Genomic DNA, 16559 nt, shown 5'->3' with positions numbered 1-16559 from the left:
CGCAATTCTAGTCCGCCTCTTTGATTAAATAGAAACGCTGTTTTATAAAATAGGTGACATACGTTGCCGGACTCTTTGTGCTGTTGCCATTTCACGAATACCCCTGGCAAAAATAGAAAGGTTTCACTTGCTGTTAGCTTTTACTGTGGCCCTGTAAGGAGGCCCAATGTCAAAGCGAGGATTGCGGGGCCTCCCAATAATGTGCAGGGGTAACGGCAATGAATACACGTAAAATTGGGTTGGTTAACTATTTTGCCTACGGTTCGGGGGATTTTTTAGGCGCAGGCACCACGGCGTTAACCGCGGCCTGGCTACTCTATTTTTACACGACGTTCTGTGGCCTGACGCCAATCGAAGCAACCTTTATCTTCGCTACCGCCAGGGTGTTGGATGCCGTTGTTAGCCCATTAATGGGTTTTTTAACCGATAACTTTGGCTCCACCTGGCTCGGCAAACGCTTTGGGCGACGCAAGTTTTTTATTCTGTTGGGGATACCCTGTGTCTTTAGCTACTCACTAATGTGGGTGGGTGATATGGGGTTCTGGTACTACCTGCTCACCTATCTGATTTTTGACGTGGTCTACACCATGATTCTGGTGCCATACGAAACGTTGGTACCCGAAATGACCGATGACTTTAAACAGAAAACCAAATTCTCCGGCGCGCGCATTTCGATGGCGCAAATGTCTGCCATTCTGGCCTCATTCTTACCTGGCGTTCTGCTGACGCTGTTTGGCAAGGACAACCCCGTCTCTTTTTTCTACGCCAGCCTGGTGTTTTCTGTGCTGTGTGCACTGATGCTGACCTTCGTCTGGTTCTTTACCTGGGAACGCCCACGGGAAGAGTGGACTGAGGCGGCGCTGCGAGCCGAAGAAGAGAAGAAAAGCCTGACCTTGAGTCAGAGTATGAACCGTTTATTTGTGGAACTGAGTTCAACACTGCGCATCCGTATCTTTCGCCAGCATTTAGGAATGTATCTTGGCGGCTATATTGCCCAGGACGTCTTTAACGCCGTCTTTACTTACTATGTGGTGTTTGTGCTGATGCAGGAAGCATCGATGGCGTCAAACCTGCTGGGTACGATGGCTATCTTCCAGTTTATTGCCGTTATCGCCATGATCCCATTGTGCATCCGTTTCGGGCCTGCGCCGTCTTATCGCATGGTGGTCGTCCTGTTTGGCCTCAGTTCACTCTCCTATGCGGGGCTGTATTACGCCGGATTAAGCGATGTTTATTCTCTGTTGCTATTGGTTTCCGCCGTTGCGGGCTTGGGACGCGGTGGTATCAACTACGTTCCCTGGAATATCTACACCTATATTGCCGACGTTGACGAAGTGATCACCGGTCAGCGTCGGGAAGGGATCTTCGCCGGCATTATGACGTTAACGCGTAAAGCGTCGCAGGCGGGAGCGGTGATGCTGGTGGGGATTGTGATGCAGTTGTCTGGTTTTGTCTCCGGTCAGAGCGCACAACCCGCGGCGGTCAGCCATACCATCCTGTTAATTCTGAGCTGCGGAACGCTGATTGTTCTGGCGCTGGGTTTCCTGGTTTCCTTGCGCTTCAAACTGAACCTGCAAACGCACAGCACCCTGCGCGAAGAGACAGCAAAAATGCGTGAGTCCGGGCAACCCGTGTTGGAAGGACTTTCTGCTAAAGGACGCGCGACCGTAGAGATGCTATCGGGCATGCCTTATGAATCACTTTGGGGTAACAACAATATTGGTTACCTGAATCGTAATAAACCAGCGGCACCAAAACTGGAAAAGGGTGCTGTATTGAATTCGACATTGACAGAGGTTAAGTAAATGATTGTTTATCCGGTTAAAAACAGTCCATTGTTGCGCCAGCCAGAACATTTTATTGCCAGGGATGAATTAAAAGCGTTGATCAAAAAGGTGACGCATAACCTGGTCAATATTCATGACGAGACCGGCGAGTTCTTGCTACGTCTGGATGACGGACGCGTTATTGATACCAAAGGCTGGGCGGGATGGGAGTGGACGCACGGCATCGGCTTGTACGGGATGTATCAGTATTATCAGCAAACCGGCGATGCCACGATGCGCGATATTATCGACAACTGGTTTGCCGATCGCTTTGCGGAAGGTGCAACGACCAAAAACGTTAACACCATGGCGCCGTTTTTAACGCTGGCATATCGCTATGAAGAGACGCGTAATCCCGCGTATCTGCCGTGGCTCGACAGCTGGGCTGAGTGGGCAATGCATGATATGCCGCGTACCCAATTCGGCGGTATGCAGCACATTACGCTGGCGGAAGAAAATCACCAGCAGATGTGGGATGACACGTTGATGATGACGGTCTTACCGCTGGCGAAGATTGGCAAGTTGCTCAACCTCCCCGAGTATATTGAAGAGGCAACCTATCAGTTCCTGCTGCACGTGCAAAACCTGATGGATAAAGAAACGGGGCTGTGGTTCCACGGCTGGAGCTATGAAGGACAGCATAACTTCGCCAACGCTCGCTGGGCGCGTGGCAACAGCTGGTTAACTATAGTCATCCCGGATTTCCTCGAATTACTTGATTTGCCGGAAAACAATGCAGTGCACCGCTATCTGGTGCAGGTTTTGAACGCGCAAATCGCGGCGCTGGCGAAGTGCCAGGATGAAAGCGGACTGTGGCACACCTTGCTGGACGACCCGCAGTCGTATCTGGAAGCTTCGGCAACCGCCGGATTTGCCTATGGGATCCTCAAAGCGGTACGTAAACGCTATGTCGGACAAGACTATGCGGCTGTAGCCGAAAAAGCCATCAGAGGCATTGTGCAACATATTTCGCCGGAAGGTGAATTGCTGCATACCTCGTTTGGTACCGGGATGGGCCACAATCTCGATTTCTACCGCAACATCCCTCGGACCTCCATGCCTTACGGTCAGGCGATGGCGATGCTGTGCCTTACCGAATACTTGCGTAAGTATTTTTGATATCGGTGTCCGATGGCGTTGCGGCTATCGGACCCGCTTGTGCGTCGTCGTCCTGCGCAGCAAACAGATGATCCATGATTTGACGCATGACTGGTGCGGCGGTGACGCCATCGCTGCCGCCGTTTTCCAGAATTAACGCTATGGCGACTTTTGGGTTCTTATATGGCGCAAATGCGGTATAGAACACGTGGTCGCGCAGACGCACGGGGATCATTTTCGCATCGTAGGTCTGATTTTCTTTCAGGCTAAAGACTTGTGATGTGCCACTTTTCGCTGCAATGCCGTAAGGCGCGGTGTGAAAGAACTTATAACCGGTACCGTTTGGCTCATTCGCCATGCCGAACATCGCTTGACGCACCAGCCCCCAGTAGGGGGACGAAGCAGAGGCAATTTGTGACGGTGCTTCGGGAGCCTGATACGGCGTGATGACTTTTCCGCTCTCTTCATCACGTAGCAGGTGAGGGGCGATAACCTTGCCGTTGTTAATCAGCGCGACCATGGCTTTAACCATCTGGATCGGCGTGGCAATCCAGTAGCCCTGGCCGATGCCAACCGAAATGGTATCTCCCTGATACCAGGCTTTTTTATGCACTTTCTGCTTCCATTCGCGGCTCGGGAGCAGGCCGTTATACTCCTCACCAAGATCGATGCCGGTCGGCTTGCCATAGCCAAACTGGCTGAGCATGTTGTTAATACGGTCGATCCCCATCATATATGCCACCTGATAAAAGAACGTGTCGGCGGATTCTTCAATTGCTTTGGTGACATCCAGCATACCGTGGCCCGTTTTTTTCCAGTCACGGTAATGTCGCTCCGTGCCGGGGAGCGTCCAGGTGGGGGCGCCGAAGAAACGGGTCTGCGGCGTGATCACGCCGTCCAGTAACGCTGACATCGCCATATACGGTTTGACCGTGGAGGCGGGAGGATACAACCCCTGCGTGACGCGGTTGATTAACGGCAGGTCCTTATCCTGAAGCAGCTTGTTATAGTCCTGATAGCTGATACCTTTGACAAACGGGTTGGGGTCATAGCTGGGGTTCGAAACCATTGCCAGCACGGAACCGTCATGCGGATCCTCAACCAAAACGGCGGCCCGCTGGCCCACCAACAGACTCTCAATATATTGCTGTAAATGGAGGTCCAGCGTCAGGTGGATATCTTTTCCGGCAACGGGCGGCACATCTTTGATCAGGCGAACGATGCGTCCGTGGTTATCAACTTCGACCTCCTGATAACCGGTTTTCCCATGCAGTTCATTTTCATAGTAGTGCTCAATACCCTGCTTACCGATGTTGTGATCGGCGGCGTAGTTCTCTGTCAGGCCTTTTTGATCCAGCGCTTTCAGGTCGTTGTCATTGATTTTTGACACATAGCCAAGGACATGTGCCAGCGCTGCGCCATAAGGGTACTGGCGGTCTTCATAGCTATTGATATTGACGCCGCTGAAATGAAACTGGTTAACCGAGAAGCGGGCGATTTCCACATCGGTCAGCGCATTTTTTAGCACGACCGGGCGATAGCGGCTGCTGGCTTTCAGCGCATGGCGAAACTGGTCAATGTCATCAGGAGTGAGGTCAATGATAGGCGTGAGCTGCCTGATCAGGGCATTCATATCACTGATTTTATAAGGCGTAACGGAAATGTCGTACCAGGTTACGTTGCGCACCAGCGGGATGCCGTTGCGATCGTAAATCATGCCGCGCGTCGGGGCCACGGGCAGCATTTTGATGTCGTTTGCATTCGAGCGGGTGGTGTAATACTGGTGCTGACAGATTTGTAAGTTGTAGAGATTGTAAATCAGGATGCCAAAGCAGATGACCACCAGGCCAAAGGCCACCAATACACGCCGCTGGAAGAGTTTTTCCTCCGCCTCAAAATCTCTGAATGTCATTGACCCGTACCCGATTAATTCGCCGCCTCATGATACGGAGGCTTAAACGGGATGACAGGCAAAAAATGTTCCATATCTCTACGGAAATGTGTCATTCCTTGTGAGTTGTTACAGATGGCCTGTTACAGAAATAAAAAAGGCCTGAGTCCGAATTTCGGAGTCAGGCCCGATAGGTGAGCTGATTTACATACGTTCTACGGTTTCGATACCCAGCGTATCCAGACCCAGCTTCAGGGTTTTCGCCGTCAACTGTGCCAGTTTCAGGCGGCTGTTACGAATCTCTTCGTTTTCAGCGCTAAGGATTGGGCAGTGCTCGTAGAAGCCGGAGAACAGACCGGCAACGTCGTACAGGTAAGCACACATCACGTGCGGCGTACCTTCACGTGCAACAACGGTCAACGTTTCTTCAAACTGCAGCAGACGCGCAGCCAGCTGAGCCTCGCGATCTTCACTGATAATCACCTGCGCATTTGCCAGCGCGCTTTCGTCGATATCCGCTTTACGGAACACGGACAGTACGCGGGTGTAAGCGTACTGCATATACGGCGCAGTGTTCCCTTCGAACGCCAGCATATTGTCCCAGTCGAAGATGTAGTCGGTGGTACGGTTTTTGGACAGATCGGCATATTTCACCGCGCCGATACCGACCGCATTCGCCAGTTTTTCCAGCTCGTCGGCAGGCATGTCCGGGTTCTTCTCCGCTACCAGACGGCGTGCGCGTTCCAGCGCTTCATCCAGCAGATCGGCCAGTTTAACCGTGCCGCCTGCGCGGGTTTTGAACGGCTTGCCGTCTTTACCCAGCATCATACCGAACATGTGGTGTTCCAGCGGCACAGAGTCCGGCACATAACCGGCTTTACGCACGATGGTCCAGGCCTGCATTAAGTGCTGATGCTGACGGGAGTCGATGTAATAAAGTACGCGGTCGGCATGCAGCGTTTCATAACGGTACTTGGCGCAGGCGATGTCGGTCGTGGTGTAGAGATAGCCGCCATCTTTCTTCTGAATGATTACGCCCATCGGTTCACCTTCCTTGTTCTTATACTCATCAAGGAATACGACGGTAGCGCCTTCGCTTTCAACAGCCAGGCCTTTAGCTTTGAGATCGGCCACGATGCCAGGCAGCATCGGGTTGTACAGGCTTTCACCCATGACGTCGTCACGGGTCAGGGTGACGTTCAGGCGATCGTAGGTTAACTGGTTTTGCGACATGGTGATGTCGACCAGTTTGCGCCACATCTCACGGAAGTACTCGTCGCCGCCTTGCAGCTTCACGACATAACTCCGGGCACGTTCCGCGAAGGCTTCATCTTCGTCGTAATGTTTTTTCGCATCACGGTAGAAACCTTCAAGGTCAGCCAGCGCCATCTCGCCAGCATTTTCCTGCTGCTGTTTTTCCAGCCATGCGATGAGCATACCGAACTGAGTACCCCAGTCGCCGACGTGGTTGGCGCGGATAACATTGTGACCGAGGAACTCCAGCGTACGCACCGCAGCGTCACCGATGATGGTGGAACGCAGGTGACCAACGTGCATCTCTTTCGCTACGTTAGGTGCGGAGTAATCAACCACAACGGTTTGTTTAGCCGGTTGGGTGACGCCCAGACGATCGGAAGCCAGTGCCTGCTGAACGTGCTGCGCCAGAAATGCCGGATCGAGAAAAATATTAATAAAGCCCGGGCCTGCAATTTCAACTTTGCTGGCGATCCCGTTGAGATCCAAATGAGTCAGCACCTGCTCAGCCAGTTGTCGCGGCGCCATACCCAGTTTTTTAGCGACAGCCATCATGCCGTTAGCCTGATAGTCGCCGAACTGTACTTTTGCTGACTGACGAACCTGCGGTTCGCAATCTGCAGGCGCGCCTGCAGCAATCATGGCCTGACTGACTTTTTCTGAGAGAAGAGCCTGAATATTCACCGGAATACCTTACATTTATGAAGCGGCTTAAAATGCACCGCACCAGTTTAAGAATTAAGGGCGGGAGTATACTGCAAATGCCCGTTGCCGTCAGCATTGCTGAGTATCGCCAGCAGCCTGAAATATAAACATTGTCATTACGTATAATTATTCATATTGCGCTTAAGAAAATCAGCAGTTGGTTGGGGCTGCGCAACAGGGTAAATTAGCGGCTTTGAATATGGATATGAGCTTTCATTATGGCGAACTGGCAAACAGTTGCAGAACTGCATGATATTTCCGCAGATTTACCGCATTTCATTCAGGCGTTAACGGATCTTTCCACTCGCCTTGGGCTGGATATCTCATCGCTTGAAGCCGATCACATTTCTCTGCGTTGTCATCAAAATACCACCGCAGAGCGCTGGCGTCGTGGGTTTGAACAGTGCGGCGAATTGCTGTCAGAAAATATCATCAATGGCCGACCGATTTGCTTGTTCAAACTCGATGAGCCAGTTTGTGTGCAACACTGGCAATTTACTATCGTAGAACTGCCGTGGCCGGGCGAAAAGCGTTATCCGCATGAAGGTTGGGAGCATGTTGAAATTGTTCTGCCGGGTGAGGTGGAGACGCTGAATGCACGAGCGCTGGCACTGCTTTCAGATCACGGGCTGAGCCAGCCGGGCATATTTGTAAAAACCAGTTCGCCAAAAGGCGAGCGCGAACGTTTACCGAATCCAACGCTGGCGGTCAGCGATGGCAGTGTGACGATAAAATTCCATCCGTGGTCGATTGAAGCCATTGTGGCAAGCGAACGTCAGGAGTGAGTATGGCATTACTGGAAATCTGCTGTTACAGCATGGAGTGCGCGCGCACGGCGCAGCAAAACGGCGCGGATCGCATTGAGCTTTGCTCGGCGCCCAAAGAGGGGGGCTTAACGCCGTCCCTGGGCGTCTTGCGTTCGGTTCGCCAGCATATCTCGATTCCGGTCAATCCCATTATTCGCCCGCGCGGGGGTGACTTTTGTTACACCGACGGTGAATTCGCTGCAATGCTGGATGATATTGCGATGGTAAGAGATCTGGGGTTCTCAGGGTTGGTAACCGGCATTTTAGATGCAGATGGTGATGTCGATATGCCGCGCATGGAGAAAATAATGATCGCGGCGGGACCCCTGCACGTCACTTTTCATCGGGCCTTTGACATGTGCGCTAACCCACTCAATGCGCTAAAAAAATTAGCTGATTTGGGCATCGCCAGAGTGCTGACTTCCGGGCAAAAATCAGATGCGGCGCAAGGTTTAACAAAAATTATGGAACTTATTGCGCAGGTGAATGCTCCAATCATTATGGCCGGAGCGGGGGTTCGCGCCTCGAATTTGTCCCTGTTCCTTGATGCTGGAGTGCAGGAAGTCCACAGTTCTGCCGGAGTATGGCTGGCTTCCCCCATGCGTTATCGCAATTCGGGGTTGTCGATGTCTTCGGATGCACAGGCGGATGAGTATTCACGCTATGCGGTAGACGGGGCGGCGGTTGCGGAAATGAAAGCAATCATTGCACACCACCAGGCCAGCTGATTTTACCGTTGCATCATGTCGCCCAATATGATGCTTGCTCGTACCAGGCCCCTGCAATTTCAACAGGGGCCTTTTTTTATCCTGCATATTTCAAGCCGCAGCGGAGTTGTCTGCCTTGCTGCAAGTTGAACTATTTTGCAGAAAGAGTGCTATCTGGCAAAAATGATTACGGCTTACGTGCAATCAATACCGCGCGTAATGGGGCCGGGTAGCCTTCCACCGTTTTGCTGTGATCGTTCGGGTCGAGGAAGTCGGCCAGGGATTCGGTTATCATCCACTCGGTGCGGCGCTGCTCTTCGGTGGTGGTGACGCAGACATCAGCGATGCGCACATCAACAAACCCACATTTTTCCAGCCAGTTTTTTAACGCCAACGCAGAAGGAATAAAGTAAACGTTACGCATCTGCGCGTAGCGATCGCCCGGTACCAGTACGGTATTTTCATCACCTTCGACGACCAGCGTTTCCAGTACCAGTTCGCCATCTTTCACCAACTGATCCTTCAACTGCCACAGGTGTTCCAGCGGTGAACGGCGGTGATAAAGCACTCCCATGGAGAATACGGTATCAAAGGCGTTGAGCGCCGGAAGCTGCTCAATACCCAGCGGCAGCAGGTGAGCGCGCTGGTCATTGCCCAGCAGTTTACGTACTGCCTCAAACTGGCACAGAAACAGCTGGGTAGGATCGATGCCAACCGCCAGATGCGCCCCCGCGCCAATCATGCGCCACATGTGATATCCACTCCCGCAGCCGACATCAAGAATGGTGCGCCCAGTGAGGTCAGACAAGTGCGGCAGAACGCGATCCCATTTCCAGTCCGAGCGCCACTCGGTATCTATATTGACGCCGTACAACGAGTACGGCCCTTTACGCCATGGCATCAGGTTACGCATCAGGGTGTCGATACGTTTGAGCTGACCGTCGCTGAGCGGCTCATCGCTTTCGGCGGTAACGCTATGCAGTAAGTCCAGGCGATGCGGCGTCAGCTCGGGCAGAAACTCGACCGCATTTGACCATTGCTTAAACAAGCCGTGCTGATCGCGCTGCCAGGTCGCGATTTGTGCCGGGAGCGTTTCCAGCCAATGGGAAAGGTGATTTTTGGCAATCAGTTGATAAAAGTTACCAAAGTCGATCATGCGCTAACCTCAGCTTTCAGTGCCACCAGAGAACCAAAGTTAAAGCACTGGAACCACAATTCGCTGTGTTCAAAGCCCGCCTGATGCAGTCTCGCTTTGTGCGTTTCGACCGAGTCGGTCAGCATCACGTTCTCCAGCATGCTGCGCTTTTGGCTGATTTCCAGCTCGCTATAGCCATTTGCCCGTTTGAAATCGTGGTGCATGTTGAACAGCAGCTCGCCAACGTTAGCGTCTTCGAAACTGAATTTTTCAGACAGTACCAGCGCGCCGCCGGGGTTCAGCCCCTGATAAATCTTATCCAACAATGCCTGGCGCTCAGGTGGCTCAAGGAATTGCAGGGTAAAATTCAGCACCACCATCGAGGCGTTTTCGATAGTAATGTTGCGAATATCGCCTTCGACAACGTCAACCGGTGTCGGCGCTTTATAGGCGTCAATATGACGGCGGCAGCGCTCAACCATAGCCGGGGAGTTATCAACGGCAATAATTTTGCAATTCTCGTGATGAATATTGCGACGCACCGAGAGCGTCGCCGCGCCCAGAGAACAGCCCAGATCGTAGACCTGTGTGTTGGGTTGTACGAAACGTTCGGCCAACATCCCAATCATAGAAATGATATTGGAATAGCCAGGAACGGATCGCTGGATCATATCCGGGAAGACTTCAGCTACCCGTTCATCAAAGGTCCAGTCACCCAGACTGGCGATAGGCGCAGAAAAAAGCGTGTCGCGGTGAGACATAACGTAAAAATCCGGGAAAAATAAAGTGGCGTATTGTGCGCTAATGCAGGGAGAAAACCAACTCCCAGGGCATATACCAAAGATTCGCCAGCACCATTAGCAACAGCGAACACCAGGTCGCGCTCATGCCTGAACGGCGCCAGCGGAAAAGCCGGTGGTGGAATCCGTAATAATGCATCAGTCGTCCGGCAATCAAAATCAGCCCGCAAATATGCACCATCCACGTTTCAGCGCCGTTCATTTCCATAAATAACAGCAGCACCAATGCGACGGGAATATATTCCACCGCATTACCGTGAATGCGGATAGCGCTTTGTAGTTCGCTAAAACCTCCGTCACCATATGCAACGCGGTATTGCATGCGCAGGCGAACGACGTCAAAGGAGAACTTAATTAACAATAACGCACCCAATACGGCATAAAGCGCGCTTACCATACAAACTCCCTTTTAAAATGGCTGATGGCATTGACTATGATAGGTGGCATTTTCAGAAAAGAGAAGATTGCTGTGGAATAGACGGCGCTGATCCGATCTCTGGCAGGGCGCTGCGTAAATTTGCCCATAGCGTATCGACAAGCTCCGGGGCCTGCGCGATATCCGGGGTATGTAAAAACAGATACGGCGTTGTGGTTTGTTGCCATTGCGACAGCTTGGTCAGCCAGACGGCAAAAAGCGCGCTGTTTTGTGCCATATTATCGCTGCCGATAAAGCGTACCATCGGATGGTTTGCCGTCACCACTGCATGCACCGGAACCTTTGGCTTCTTGCGCTGGGCGTCACGTATCGCTTCAGTATGTGGTATTGCGGCATGTACCGGTCGACTGTCCAGAATCACCCGATTTACCCCGCGCTCATGTAGGCCACGATTGAATAGCTGCTCTGTTTCGCCTTTGGCAAAGAAGTCCGGATGGCGAACTTCCACACCGTAGGTAAAGGATTTGGGGAGCGCATCAAGAAACTGCCACAAGGCAGGCAGGTCGTGCGGGCCAAAAGTTGCGGGTAATTGCAGCCAGTATTGCCCAATGCGTGATTCAAGTGGCGACATGCGCGTGAAAAACTCATGCACCAGGTCATCGCAATTACGCAGCGCGGCCTGATGCGAAATGGTGGCCGGAAACTTAAAACAAAATCGAAACGCATCGGTAGTCTGCGCATGCCAGCGGGCCACAATGTCGGCTTTTGGCAGCGCGTACAGCGTGGTATTACCCTCCACACAGTTAAAATGGCGGGCATACTCTTCAAGGCTGGTGATCCCCAGACGCACCCATTTGGGATGCGCCCACTGGGGTAAACCGATATAAATCATAGCGCTTGCAGGATCTCGTCCACGCTGCGTACGCGTGCGATACGCGGGAAAATATGCGTCATGCTGCCCTGATGTTGCTCAGCGCTGGCGGCGCTACAGGCGTTTTCTGCAACGATCAGATTAAAACCCAGCTCCCACGCATTTCGCGCCGTTGACTCCACGCCAATATTTGTGGAAATGCCGCACAGGACGATGGTCTCGATGCCCCGACGACGCAGTTGTAATTCCAGATCGGTGCCGTAGAAAGCTCCCCACTGGCGTTTGGTCACTTCGAGGTCGCTGGCGCATTTACCCAGAGCGCCCGGGTAATTCCACCAGTTTTCGGGTAACGCTTTGGCCGGAGCGTGAGCATCAACTGGCTGTTTCAGCGCTTCGGCATAATCGTCAGACCAGCCGACGCGCACCATTACCACCGGGGAACCGTGGGCACGGAATTTTTCCGCCAACTGCGCGGCGCGGGCAACCACGTCGTTTGCCGAGTATGGGCCGCCAGCGAAAGGCAGGATACCTTCCTGTAGATCAATAACAACAAGAGCGGTTGTTTTTGCGTTCAGTTCCAGCATGATCACTCCAGTAAAAAAAGAATTCCGTTACACCTTAATCGCGAATCAGTGTGAAAGGGACGACAATTTTTGTTATTTTTTGTGAGATTACGCAATGCCCGTCCAGGAAACAGGCGTACAGTCAGTACCGGACTTATCGTGCGGCAGAATTTCCAGTATAATAGCCGCCTTTTTTCATTCAGTTGTGACATTCAGCTAAAGCTGCGACTTCGTCACCTGCGAGACAGGTGACAATCCGCCTGCGGCAAAGTTAAGGGATATCTCATGCGTACAGAATATTGCGGACAGCTACGTCTGTCCCACGAGGGGCAGCAGGTGACTCTGTGTGGTTGGGTCAACCGTCGTCGTGATCTTGGTAGCCTGATCTTTATCGATATGCGCGACCGCGAAGGTATCGTGCAGGTATTTTTCGATCCGGACCGTGCGGATGCGTTAAAGCTGGCCTCCGAACTGCGTAATGAGTTCTGTATCCAGGTTACGGGCACCGTGCGTGCGCGTGACGCGAAAAACGTCAACGCCGATATGGCGACTGGCGAAATTGAAGTGCTGGCCTCCGATCTGACCATCATCAACCGTTCAGACTCGCTGCCGCTGGACTCTAACCACGTAAACACCGAAGAAGCGCGACTGAAGTATCGCTACCTGGATCTGCGTCGCCCTGAAATGGCGCAGCGCCTGAAAACGCGCGCCAAAATTACCAGCCTGGTGCGTCGTTTTATGGACGATCACGGCTTCCTCGACATCGAAACTCCGATGCTGACCAAAGCTACGCCGGAAGGCGCGCGCGATTACTTGGTTCCTTCTCGTGTTCATAAAGGTAAGTTCTACGCGCTGCCGCAGTCTCCTCAGCTGTTTAAACAGCTGCTGATGATGTCCGGTTTTGACCGCTACTATCAGATCGTAAAATGCTTCCGTGATGAAGACTTACGTGCTGACCGTCAGCCTGAATTTACTCAGATCGACGTTGAGACTTCCTTCATGACCGCGCCGCAGGTGCGTGAAGTGATGGAAGCGCTGGTGCGTAACCTGTGGCTGGAAGTTAAAGGTGTGGATCTGGGTGATTTCCCGATCATGACCTTTGCCGAAGCCGAGCGTCGTTACGGTTCTGATAAACCAGACCTGCGTAACCCGATGGAACTGGTTGACGTTGCCGATCTGGTGAAAGGCGTTGAGTTCGCCGTGTTCTCTGGTCCGGCGAACGACGCGAAAGGCCGCGTAGCTGCCCTGCGTGTACCGGGCGGTGCGAGCTTAAGCCGTAAGCAGATCGACGATTACGGTAACTTTATTAAGATTTACGGCGCGAAAGGTCTGGCTTACATCAAAGTCACCGAGCGTGCGAAAGGCCTGGAAGGCATCACCAGCCCGGTTGCTAAGTTCCTGAACGCAGAAATCGTAGACGCGATTCTAGAGCGTACTGGTGCGCAAGACGGCGACATGATTTTCTTCGGTGCCGACAACAAGAAAGTGGTTGCCGACGCGATGGGCGCGCTGCGTCTGAAACTGGGCAAAGACCTGAACATTACCGACGAAGCCAAATGGGCGCCGCTGTGGGTTATCGACTTCCCGATGTTTGAAGACGATGGTGAAGGCGGGCTGACCGCGATGCACCACCCGTTCACCGCGCCAAAAGACATGACTGCCGCTGAGCTGAAAGCTGCGCCGGAAGACGCGGTTGCCAACGCGTACGATATGGTCATCAACGGCTATGAAGTGGGCGGTGGTTCCGTGCGTATTCACAACGGTGATATGCAGCAGACCGTATTCGGCATTCTGGGCATTAACGAGCAAGAACAGCGCGAGAAGTTCGGCTTCCTGCTGGATGCGCTAAAATACGGTACACCGCCGCATGCGGGCCTGGCGTTTGGTCTGGATCGCTTGACTATGCTGCTGACCGGTACTGACAACATTCGTGACGTTATTGCCTTCCCGAAAACCACCGCTGCAGCGTGTCTGATGACTGAAGCGCCAAGCTTTGCCAACGAAGCTGCGCTGGCGGAACTGAGCATTCAGGTTGTTAAGAAGGCCGAGAATAACTGATATGAGATACAAACAGCCTGTCTCGGTGTTAGTCGTGATTTATGCAAAGGACACCGGGAGAGTGCTGATGTTACAGCGACGCGACGATCCTGATTTCTGGCAGTCGGTCACCGGCAGCCTTGAAGAGGGTGAAACCGCGTCGCAAGCCGCGATGCGCGAAGTAAAGGAAGAGGTCGCCATTGATGTTGCGACTGAGCAACTGACCTTAATTGACTGTCAGCGCACGGTGGAATTTGAGATTTTTAGCCATTTACGTCATCGCTATGCGCCGGGAATTGAGCGTAATACTGAATCCTGGTTTTGCCTGGCACTTCCCTCTGAACGAGAGATCGTGTTCACCGAACATCTGACCTACCGTTGGGTTAATGCGCACGAAGCCGCGCAGTTAACCAAGTCGTGGAGTAACCGGCAGGCGATTGAAGAGTTTGTAATTAACGTCGCCTGAAAAGGCGCGCTTTTTGGAGAGATTATTTATGGCAGGTCATAGTAAATGGGCCAACACCAGACATCGTAAAGCAGCGCAGGATGCTAAACGCGGTAAAATTTTCACCAAAATCATTCGTGAGCTGGTGACGGCAGCCAAACTGGGCGGCGGCGATCCGGATGCTAACCCACGTCTGCGCGCCGCGGTTGATAAAGCGCTGGCAAATAACATGACCCGTGACACCCTGAACCGTGCAATCGCGCGTGGTGTTGGTGGCGACGATGATGCGAACATGGAAACCATCATCTATGAAGGTTACGGTCCTGGCGGAACAGCCGTTATGATTGAGTGTCTGTCTGACAACCGTAACCGTACCGTTGCGGAAGTGCGTCACGCATTCACTAAAACGGGCGGCAACCTAGGTACCGACGGTTCCGTAGCTTACCTGTTCAGCAAAAAAGGCGTGATCTCTTTTGAACAAGGCGACGAAGACGCCATTATGGAAGCGGCACTGGAAGCGGGCGCTGAAGACGTTGTGACCTTCGACGACGGCGCGATTGACGTTTACACCGCGTGGGAAGAGATGGGCAAAGTGCGTGATGCGCTGGAAGCGGCTGGTCTGAAAGCGGACGCGGCTGAAGTGTCTATGATCCCCTCCACCAAAGCGGATATGGATGCAGAAACGGCACCGAAGCTGATGCGTCTGATCGATATGCTGGAAGACTGCGACGACGTGCAGGAAGTTTACCACAACGGCGAAATCTCCGATGAGGTTGCTGCAACGCTCGAATGATGTGGTTAAGCCATAAACTAACAGGAGATGCGTGATGTCTATCATTCTCGGCATTGACCCGGGGTCGCGCATCACCGGTTATGGCGTAATCCGTCAGGTCGGCAGACAGCTGACCTACCTCGGTAGCGGCTGCATTCGCACCAAAGTCGACGATCTTCCATCACGTCTGAAGTTGATTTATGCGGGCGTGACGGAAATCATCACCCAGTTCCAGCCCGACTATTTTGCCATTGAGCAGGTCTTTATGGCGAAGAATGCCGACTCGGCGCTAAAGCTGGGGCAGGCGCGCGGCGTGGCAATCGTTGCGGCTACCAATCAGGATCTTCCGGTCTTTGAATACGCGGCCCGCCAGGTAAAACAGACCGTGGTGGGTATCGGTAGCGCGGAAAAAAGCCAGGTTCAGCATATGGTACGCACGCTGCTAAAACTCCCGGCAAATCCGCAGGCGGATGCCGCGGATGCGCTGGCGATTGCTATTACCCATTGCCACGTCAGCCAGAACGCCATGCAAATGAGCGAGTCGCGGCTGAATCTGGCGCGAGGTCGGTTACGTTAGTGACAAATGAGGCTGGATATCTATCCAGCCTTTTTTTATGATAGCGCATTACCTTTTAGCCCTTAACGCAGGAGCGTCACGTGATAGGCAGACTCAGAGGCATCATTCTTGAAAAACAACCCCCGCTGGTCCTTCTGGAAACCGGCGGAGTAGGCTATGAAGTCCATATGCCGATGACCTGTTTCTACGAGTTGCCGGAAGCTGGGCAGGAAGCGATTATCTTCACCCATTTTGTGGTGCGTGAAGACGCTCAACTGCTATATGGTTTTAACAACAAACAAGAACGCACGCTGTTTAAAGAGTTAATCAAAACCAATGGCGTCGGGCCGAAGCTGGCGCTGGCGATCCTCTCCGGTATGTCTGCACAGCAGTTCGTTAATGCCGTTGAGCGCGAAGAGCTTGGCGCGCTGGTGAAATTACCGGGCATAGGTAAGAAAACCGCAGAGCGTTTGATTGTGGAAATGAAAGACCGCTTTAAAGGCCTGCATGGCGATCTCTTCACGCCGGCGGCGGATCTGGTCCTGACCTCTCCGGCCAGTCCTGCAACGGATGACGCCGAGCAGGAAGCGGTTGCTGCGCTGGTGGCGTTAGGCTATAAACCACAGGAAGCCAGCCGCATGGTGAGCAAAATTGCTCGCCCTGATGCCAGCAGTGAAACCCTGATTCGTGAAGCGCTTCGCGCGGCATTGTGAGGTA

Annotated in this window: 16 protein-coding genes; 9 read left to right on the top strand and 7 right to left on the bottom strand. The window is 52.9% G+C overall.

From position 1 onward, the window contains the following. Window positions 1–218 precede the first annotated feature (218 nt). Window positions 219–1805, top strand: a complete 1587-nt coding sequence (locus WC7_RS12145; protein ID WP_016153426.1) for an MFS transporter — start codon at window positions 219–221, stop codon at window positions 1803–1805. Next, window positions 1806–2945 carry a beta-galactosidase BglB gene (locus WC7_RS12150; protein ID WP_016153425.1) on the top strand — a complete coding sequence of 380 codons (1140 nt, stop codon included), beginning with the start codon at window positions 1806–1808 and terminating at the stop codon, window positions 2943–2945. On the opposite strand, the gene mrdA is transcribed toward WC7_RS12150, so the two are convergent. Together mrdA and argS are read right to left on the bottom strand one after the other, a co-directional pair. Continuing rightward, the gene (gene mrdA, locus WC7_RS12155; RefSeq protein ID WP_016153424.1) at window positions 2917–4836 is read right to left on the bottom strand and encodes a penicillin-binding protein 2; all 1920 of its coding nucleotides are present in this window, start codon (window positions 4834–4836) and stop codon (window positions 2917–2919) included. The genes WC7_RS12150 and mrdA overlap by 29 nt on opposite strands. A 183-nt stretch (window positions 4837–5019) precedes the next feature. After that, complete coding sequence (gene argS, locus WC7_RS12160) at window positions 5020–6753, bottom strand: arginine--tRNA ligase (protein ID WP_016153423.1); 1734 nt, start codon at window positions 6751–6753, stop codon at window positions 5020–5022. Window positions 6754–6992: 239 nt separating this feature from the next. Here argS and WC7_RS12165 point away from each other — a divergent pair, with 239 nt between their 5' ends. Both WC7_RS12165 and cutC read left to right on the top strand, forming a co-directional pair. Then, window positions 6993–7559: a VOC family protein gene (locus WC7_RS12165; protein ID WP_016153422.1), complete on the top strand. Its 567-nt coding sequence runs from the start codon at window positions 6993–6995 to the stop codon at window positions 7557–7559. 2 nt (window positions 7560–7561) lie between these two features. Continuing rightward, window positions 7562–8308 carry a copper homeostasis protein CutC gene (gene cutC, locus WC7_RS12170; RefSeq protein ID WP_016153421.1) on the top strand — a complete coding sequence of 249 codons (747 nt, stop codon included), beginning with the start codon at window positions 7562–7564 and terminating at the stop codon, window positions 8306–8308. 166 nt (window positions 8309–8474) lie between these two features. Here cutC and cmoB read toward each other — a convergent pair whose 3' ends face one another. From cmoB to WC7_RS12195, 5 genes are read right to left on the bottom strand one after another with little or no spacing between them, the layout of a single operon-like run. Beyond that, window positions 8475–9443 (bottom strand): tRNA 5-methoxyuridine(34)/uridine 5-oxyacetic acid(34) synthase CmoB, encoded by a 969-nt coding sequence (gene cmoB, locus WC7_RS12175; protein WP_016153420.1) that lies wholly within the window; start codon window positions 9441–9443, stop codon window positions 8475–8477. Next, the gene (cmoA, locus tag WC7_RS12180) at window positions 9440–10183 is read right to left on the bottom strand and encodes a carboxy-S-adenosyl-L-methionine synthase CmoA (RefSeq protein ID WP_016153419.1); all 744 of its coding nucleotides are present in this window, start codon (window positions 10181–10183) and stop codon (window positions 9440–9442) included. The genes cmoB and cmoA overlap by 4 nt, the downstream gene beginning before the upstream one ends. A gap of 40 nt (window positions 10184–10223) precedes the next feature. Continuing rightward, entirely contained in the window at window positions 10224–10619 is a 396-nt protein-coding gene (locus WC7_RS12185) for an MAPEG family protein (RefSeq protein ID WP_016153418.1), read from the bottom strand. A 52-nt stretch (window positions 10620–10671) separates the two neighbouring features. After that, on the bottom strand, window positions 10672–11490 hold the full coding sequence (locus tag WC7_RS12190) for a DUF72 domain-containing protein (protein WP_016153417.1): 819 nt from the start codon (window positions 11488–11490) through the stop codon (window positions 10672–10674). Next, the gene (locus tag WC7_RS12195) at window positions 11487–12053 is read right to left on the bottom strand and encodes a hydrolase (RefSeq protein ID WP_016153416.1); all 567 of its coding nucleotides are present in this window, start codon (window positions 12051–12053) and stop codon (window positions 11487–11489) included. Before WC7_RS12195 ends, WC7_RS12190 begins: the two co-directional genes overlap by 4 nt. Before the next feature lie 264 nt (window positions 12054–12317). Between WC7_RS12195 and aspS the strand changes: the two genes are divergently transcribed. From aspS to ruvA, 5 genes are all read left to right on the top strand, one after another. Then, the gene (gene aspS / locus WC7_RS12200; protein ID WP_016153415.1) at window positions 12318–14090 is read left to right on the top strand and encodes an aspartate--tRNA ligase; all 1773 of its coding nucleotides are present in this window, start codon (window positions 12318–12320) and stop codon (window positions 14088–14090) included. A gap of 1 nt (window position 14091) precedes the next feature. Further along, window positions 14092–14535 (top strand): dihydroneopterin triphosphate diphosphatase, encoded by a 444-nt coding sequence (gene nudB, locus WC7_RS12205; RefSeq protein ID WP_016153414.1) that lies wholly within the window; start codon window positions 14092–14094, stop codon window positions 14533–14535. A 28-nt stretch (window positions 14536–14563) separates the two neighbouring features. Beyond that, on the top strand, window positions 14564–15307 hold the full coding sequence (locus WC7_RS12210; protein ID WP_016153413.1) for a YebC/PmpR family DNA-binding transcriptional regulator: 744 nt from the start codon (window positions 14564–14566) through the stop codon (window positions 15305–15307). A 34-nt stretch (window positions 15308–15341) separates the two neighbouring features. Then, entirely contained in the window at window positions 15342–15863 is a 522-nt protein-coding gene (gene ruvC, locus WC7_RS12215; RefSeq protein WP_003034867.1) for a crossover junction endodeoxyribonuclease RuvC, read from the top strand. Between the two features lie 80 nt (window positions 15864–15943). Next, complete coding sequence (gene ruvA, locus WC7_RS12220) at window positions 15944–16555, top strand: Holliday junction branch migration protein RuvA (RefSeq protein WP_016153412.1); 612 nt, start codon at window positions 15944–15946, stop codon at window positions 16553–16555. The last annotated feature ends 4 nt before the right edge of the window (window positions 16556–16559 follow it).

The sequence above is a fragment of the Citrobacter sp. KTE151 genome (genome assembly GCF_000398845.1).
GTDB classification, from domain to species: Bacteria; Pseudomonadota; Gammaproteobacteria; order Enterobacterales; family Enterobacteriaceae; genus Citrobacter; species Citrobacter braakii.
The sequence above is the reverse complement of the archived record's forward strand: the minus strand, read 5'-3'. Positions and strand labels throughout refer to the sequence as shown.

Coding starts and splice junctions, on each gene's coding strand:
- cmoB (WP_016153420.1), bottom strand. CDS start 9,443: ATGATCGACTTTGGTAACTTTTATCAACTGATTGCCAAAAATCACCTT.
- cutC (WP_016153421.1), top strand. CDS start 7,562: ATGGCATTACTGGAAATCTGCTGTTACAGCATGGAGTGCGCGCGCACG.
- WC7_RS12185 (WP_016153418.1), bottom strand. CDS start 10,619: ATGGTAAGCGCGCTTTATGCCGTATTGGGTGCGTTATTGTTAATTAAG.
- cmoA (WP_016153419.1), bottom strand. CDS start 10,183: ATGTCTCACCGCGACACGCTTTTTTCTGCGCCTATCGCCAGTCTGGGT.
- WC7_RS12165 (WP_016153422.1), top strand. CDS start 6,993: ATGGCGAACTGGCAAACAGTTGCAGAACTGCATGATATTTCCGCAGAT.
- WC7_RS12150 (WP_016153425.1), top strand. CDS start 1,806: ATGATTGTTTATCCGGTTAAAAACAGTCCATTGTTGCGCCAGCCAGAA.
- WC7_RS12195 (WP_016153416.1), bottom strand. CDS start 12,053: ATGCTGGAACTGAACGCAAAAACAACCGCTCTTGTTGTTATTGATCTA.
- ruvC (WP_003034867.1), top strand. CDS start 15,342: ATGTCTATCATTCTCGGCATTGACCCGGGGTCGCGCATCACCGGTTAT.
- aspS (WP_016153415.1), top strand. CDS start 12,318: ATGCGTACAGAATATTGCGGACAGCTACGTCTGTCCCACGAGGGGCAG.
- WC7_RS12190 (WP_016153417.1), bottom strand. CDS start 11,490: ATGATTTATATCGGTTTACCCCAGTGGGCGCATCCCAAATGGGTGCGT.
- mrdA (WP_016153424.1), bottom strand. CDS start 4,836: ATGACATTCAGAGATTTTGAGGCGGAGGAAAAACTCTTCCAGCGGCGT.
- WC7_RS12210 (WP_016153413.1), top strand. CDS start 14,564: ATGGCAGGTCATAGTAAATGGGCCAACACCAGACATCGTAAAGCAGCG.
- WC7_RS12145 (WP_016153426.1), top strand. CDS start 219: ATGAATACACGTAAAATTGGGTTGGTTAACTATTTTGCCTACGGTTCG.
- nudB (WP_016153414.1), top strand. CDS start 14,092: ATGAGATACAAACAGCCTGTCTCGGTGTTAGTCGTGATTTATGCAAAG.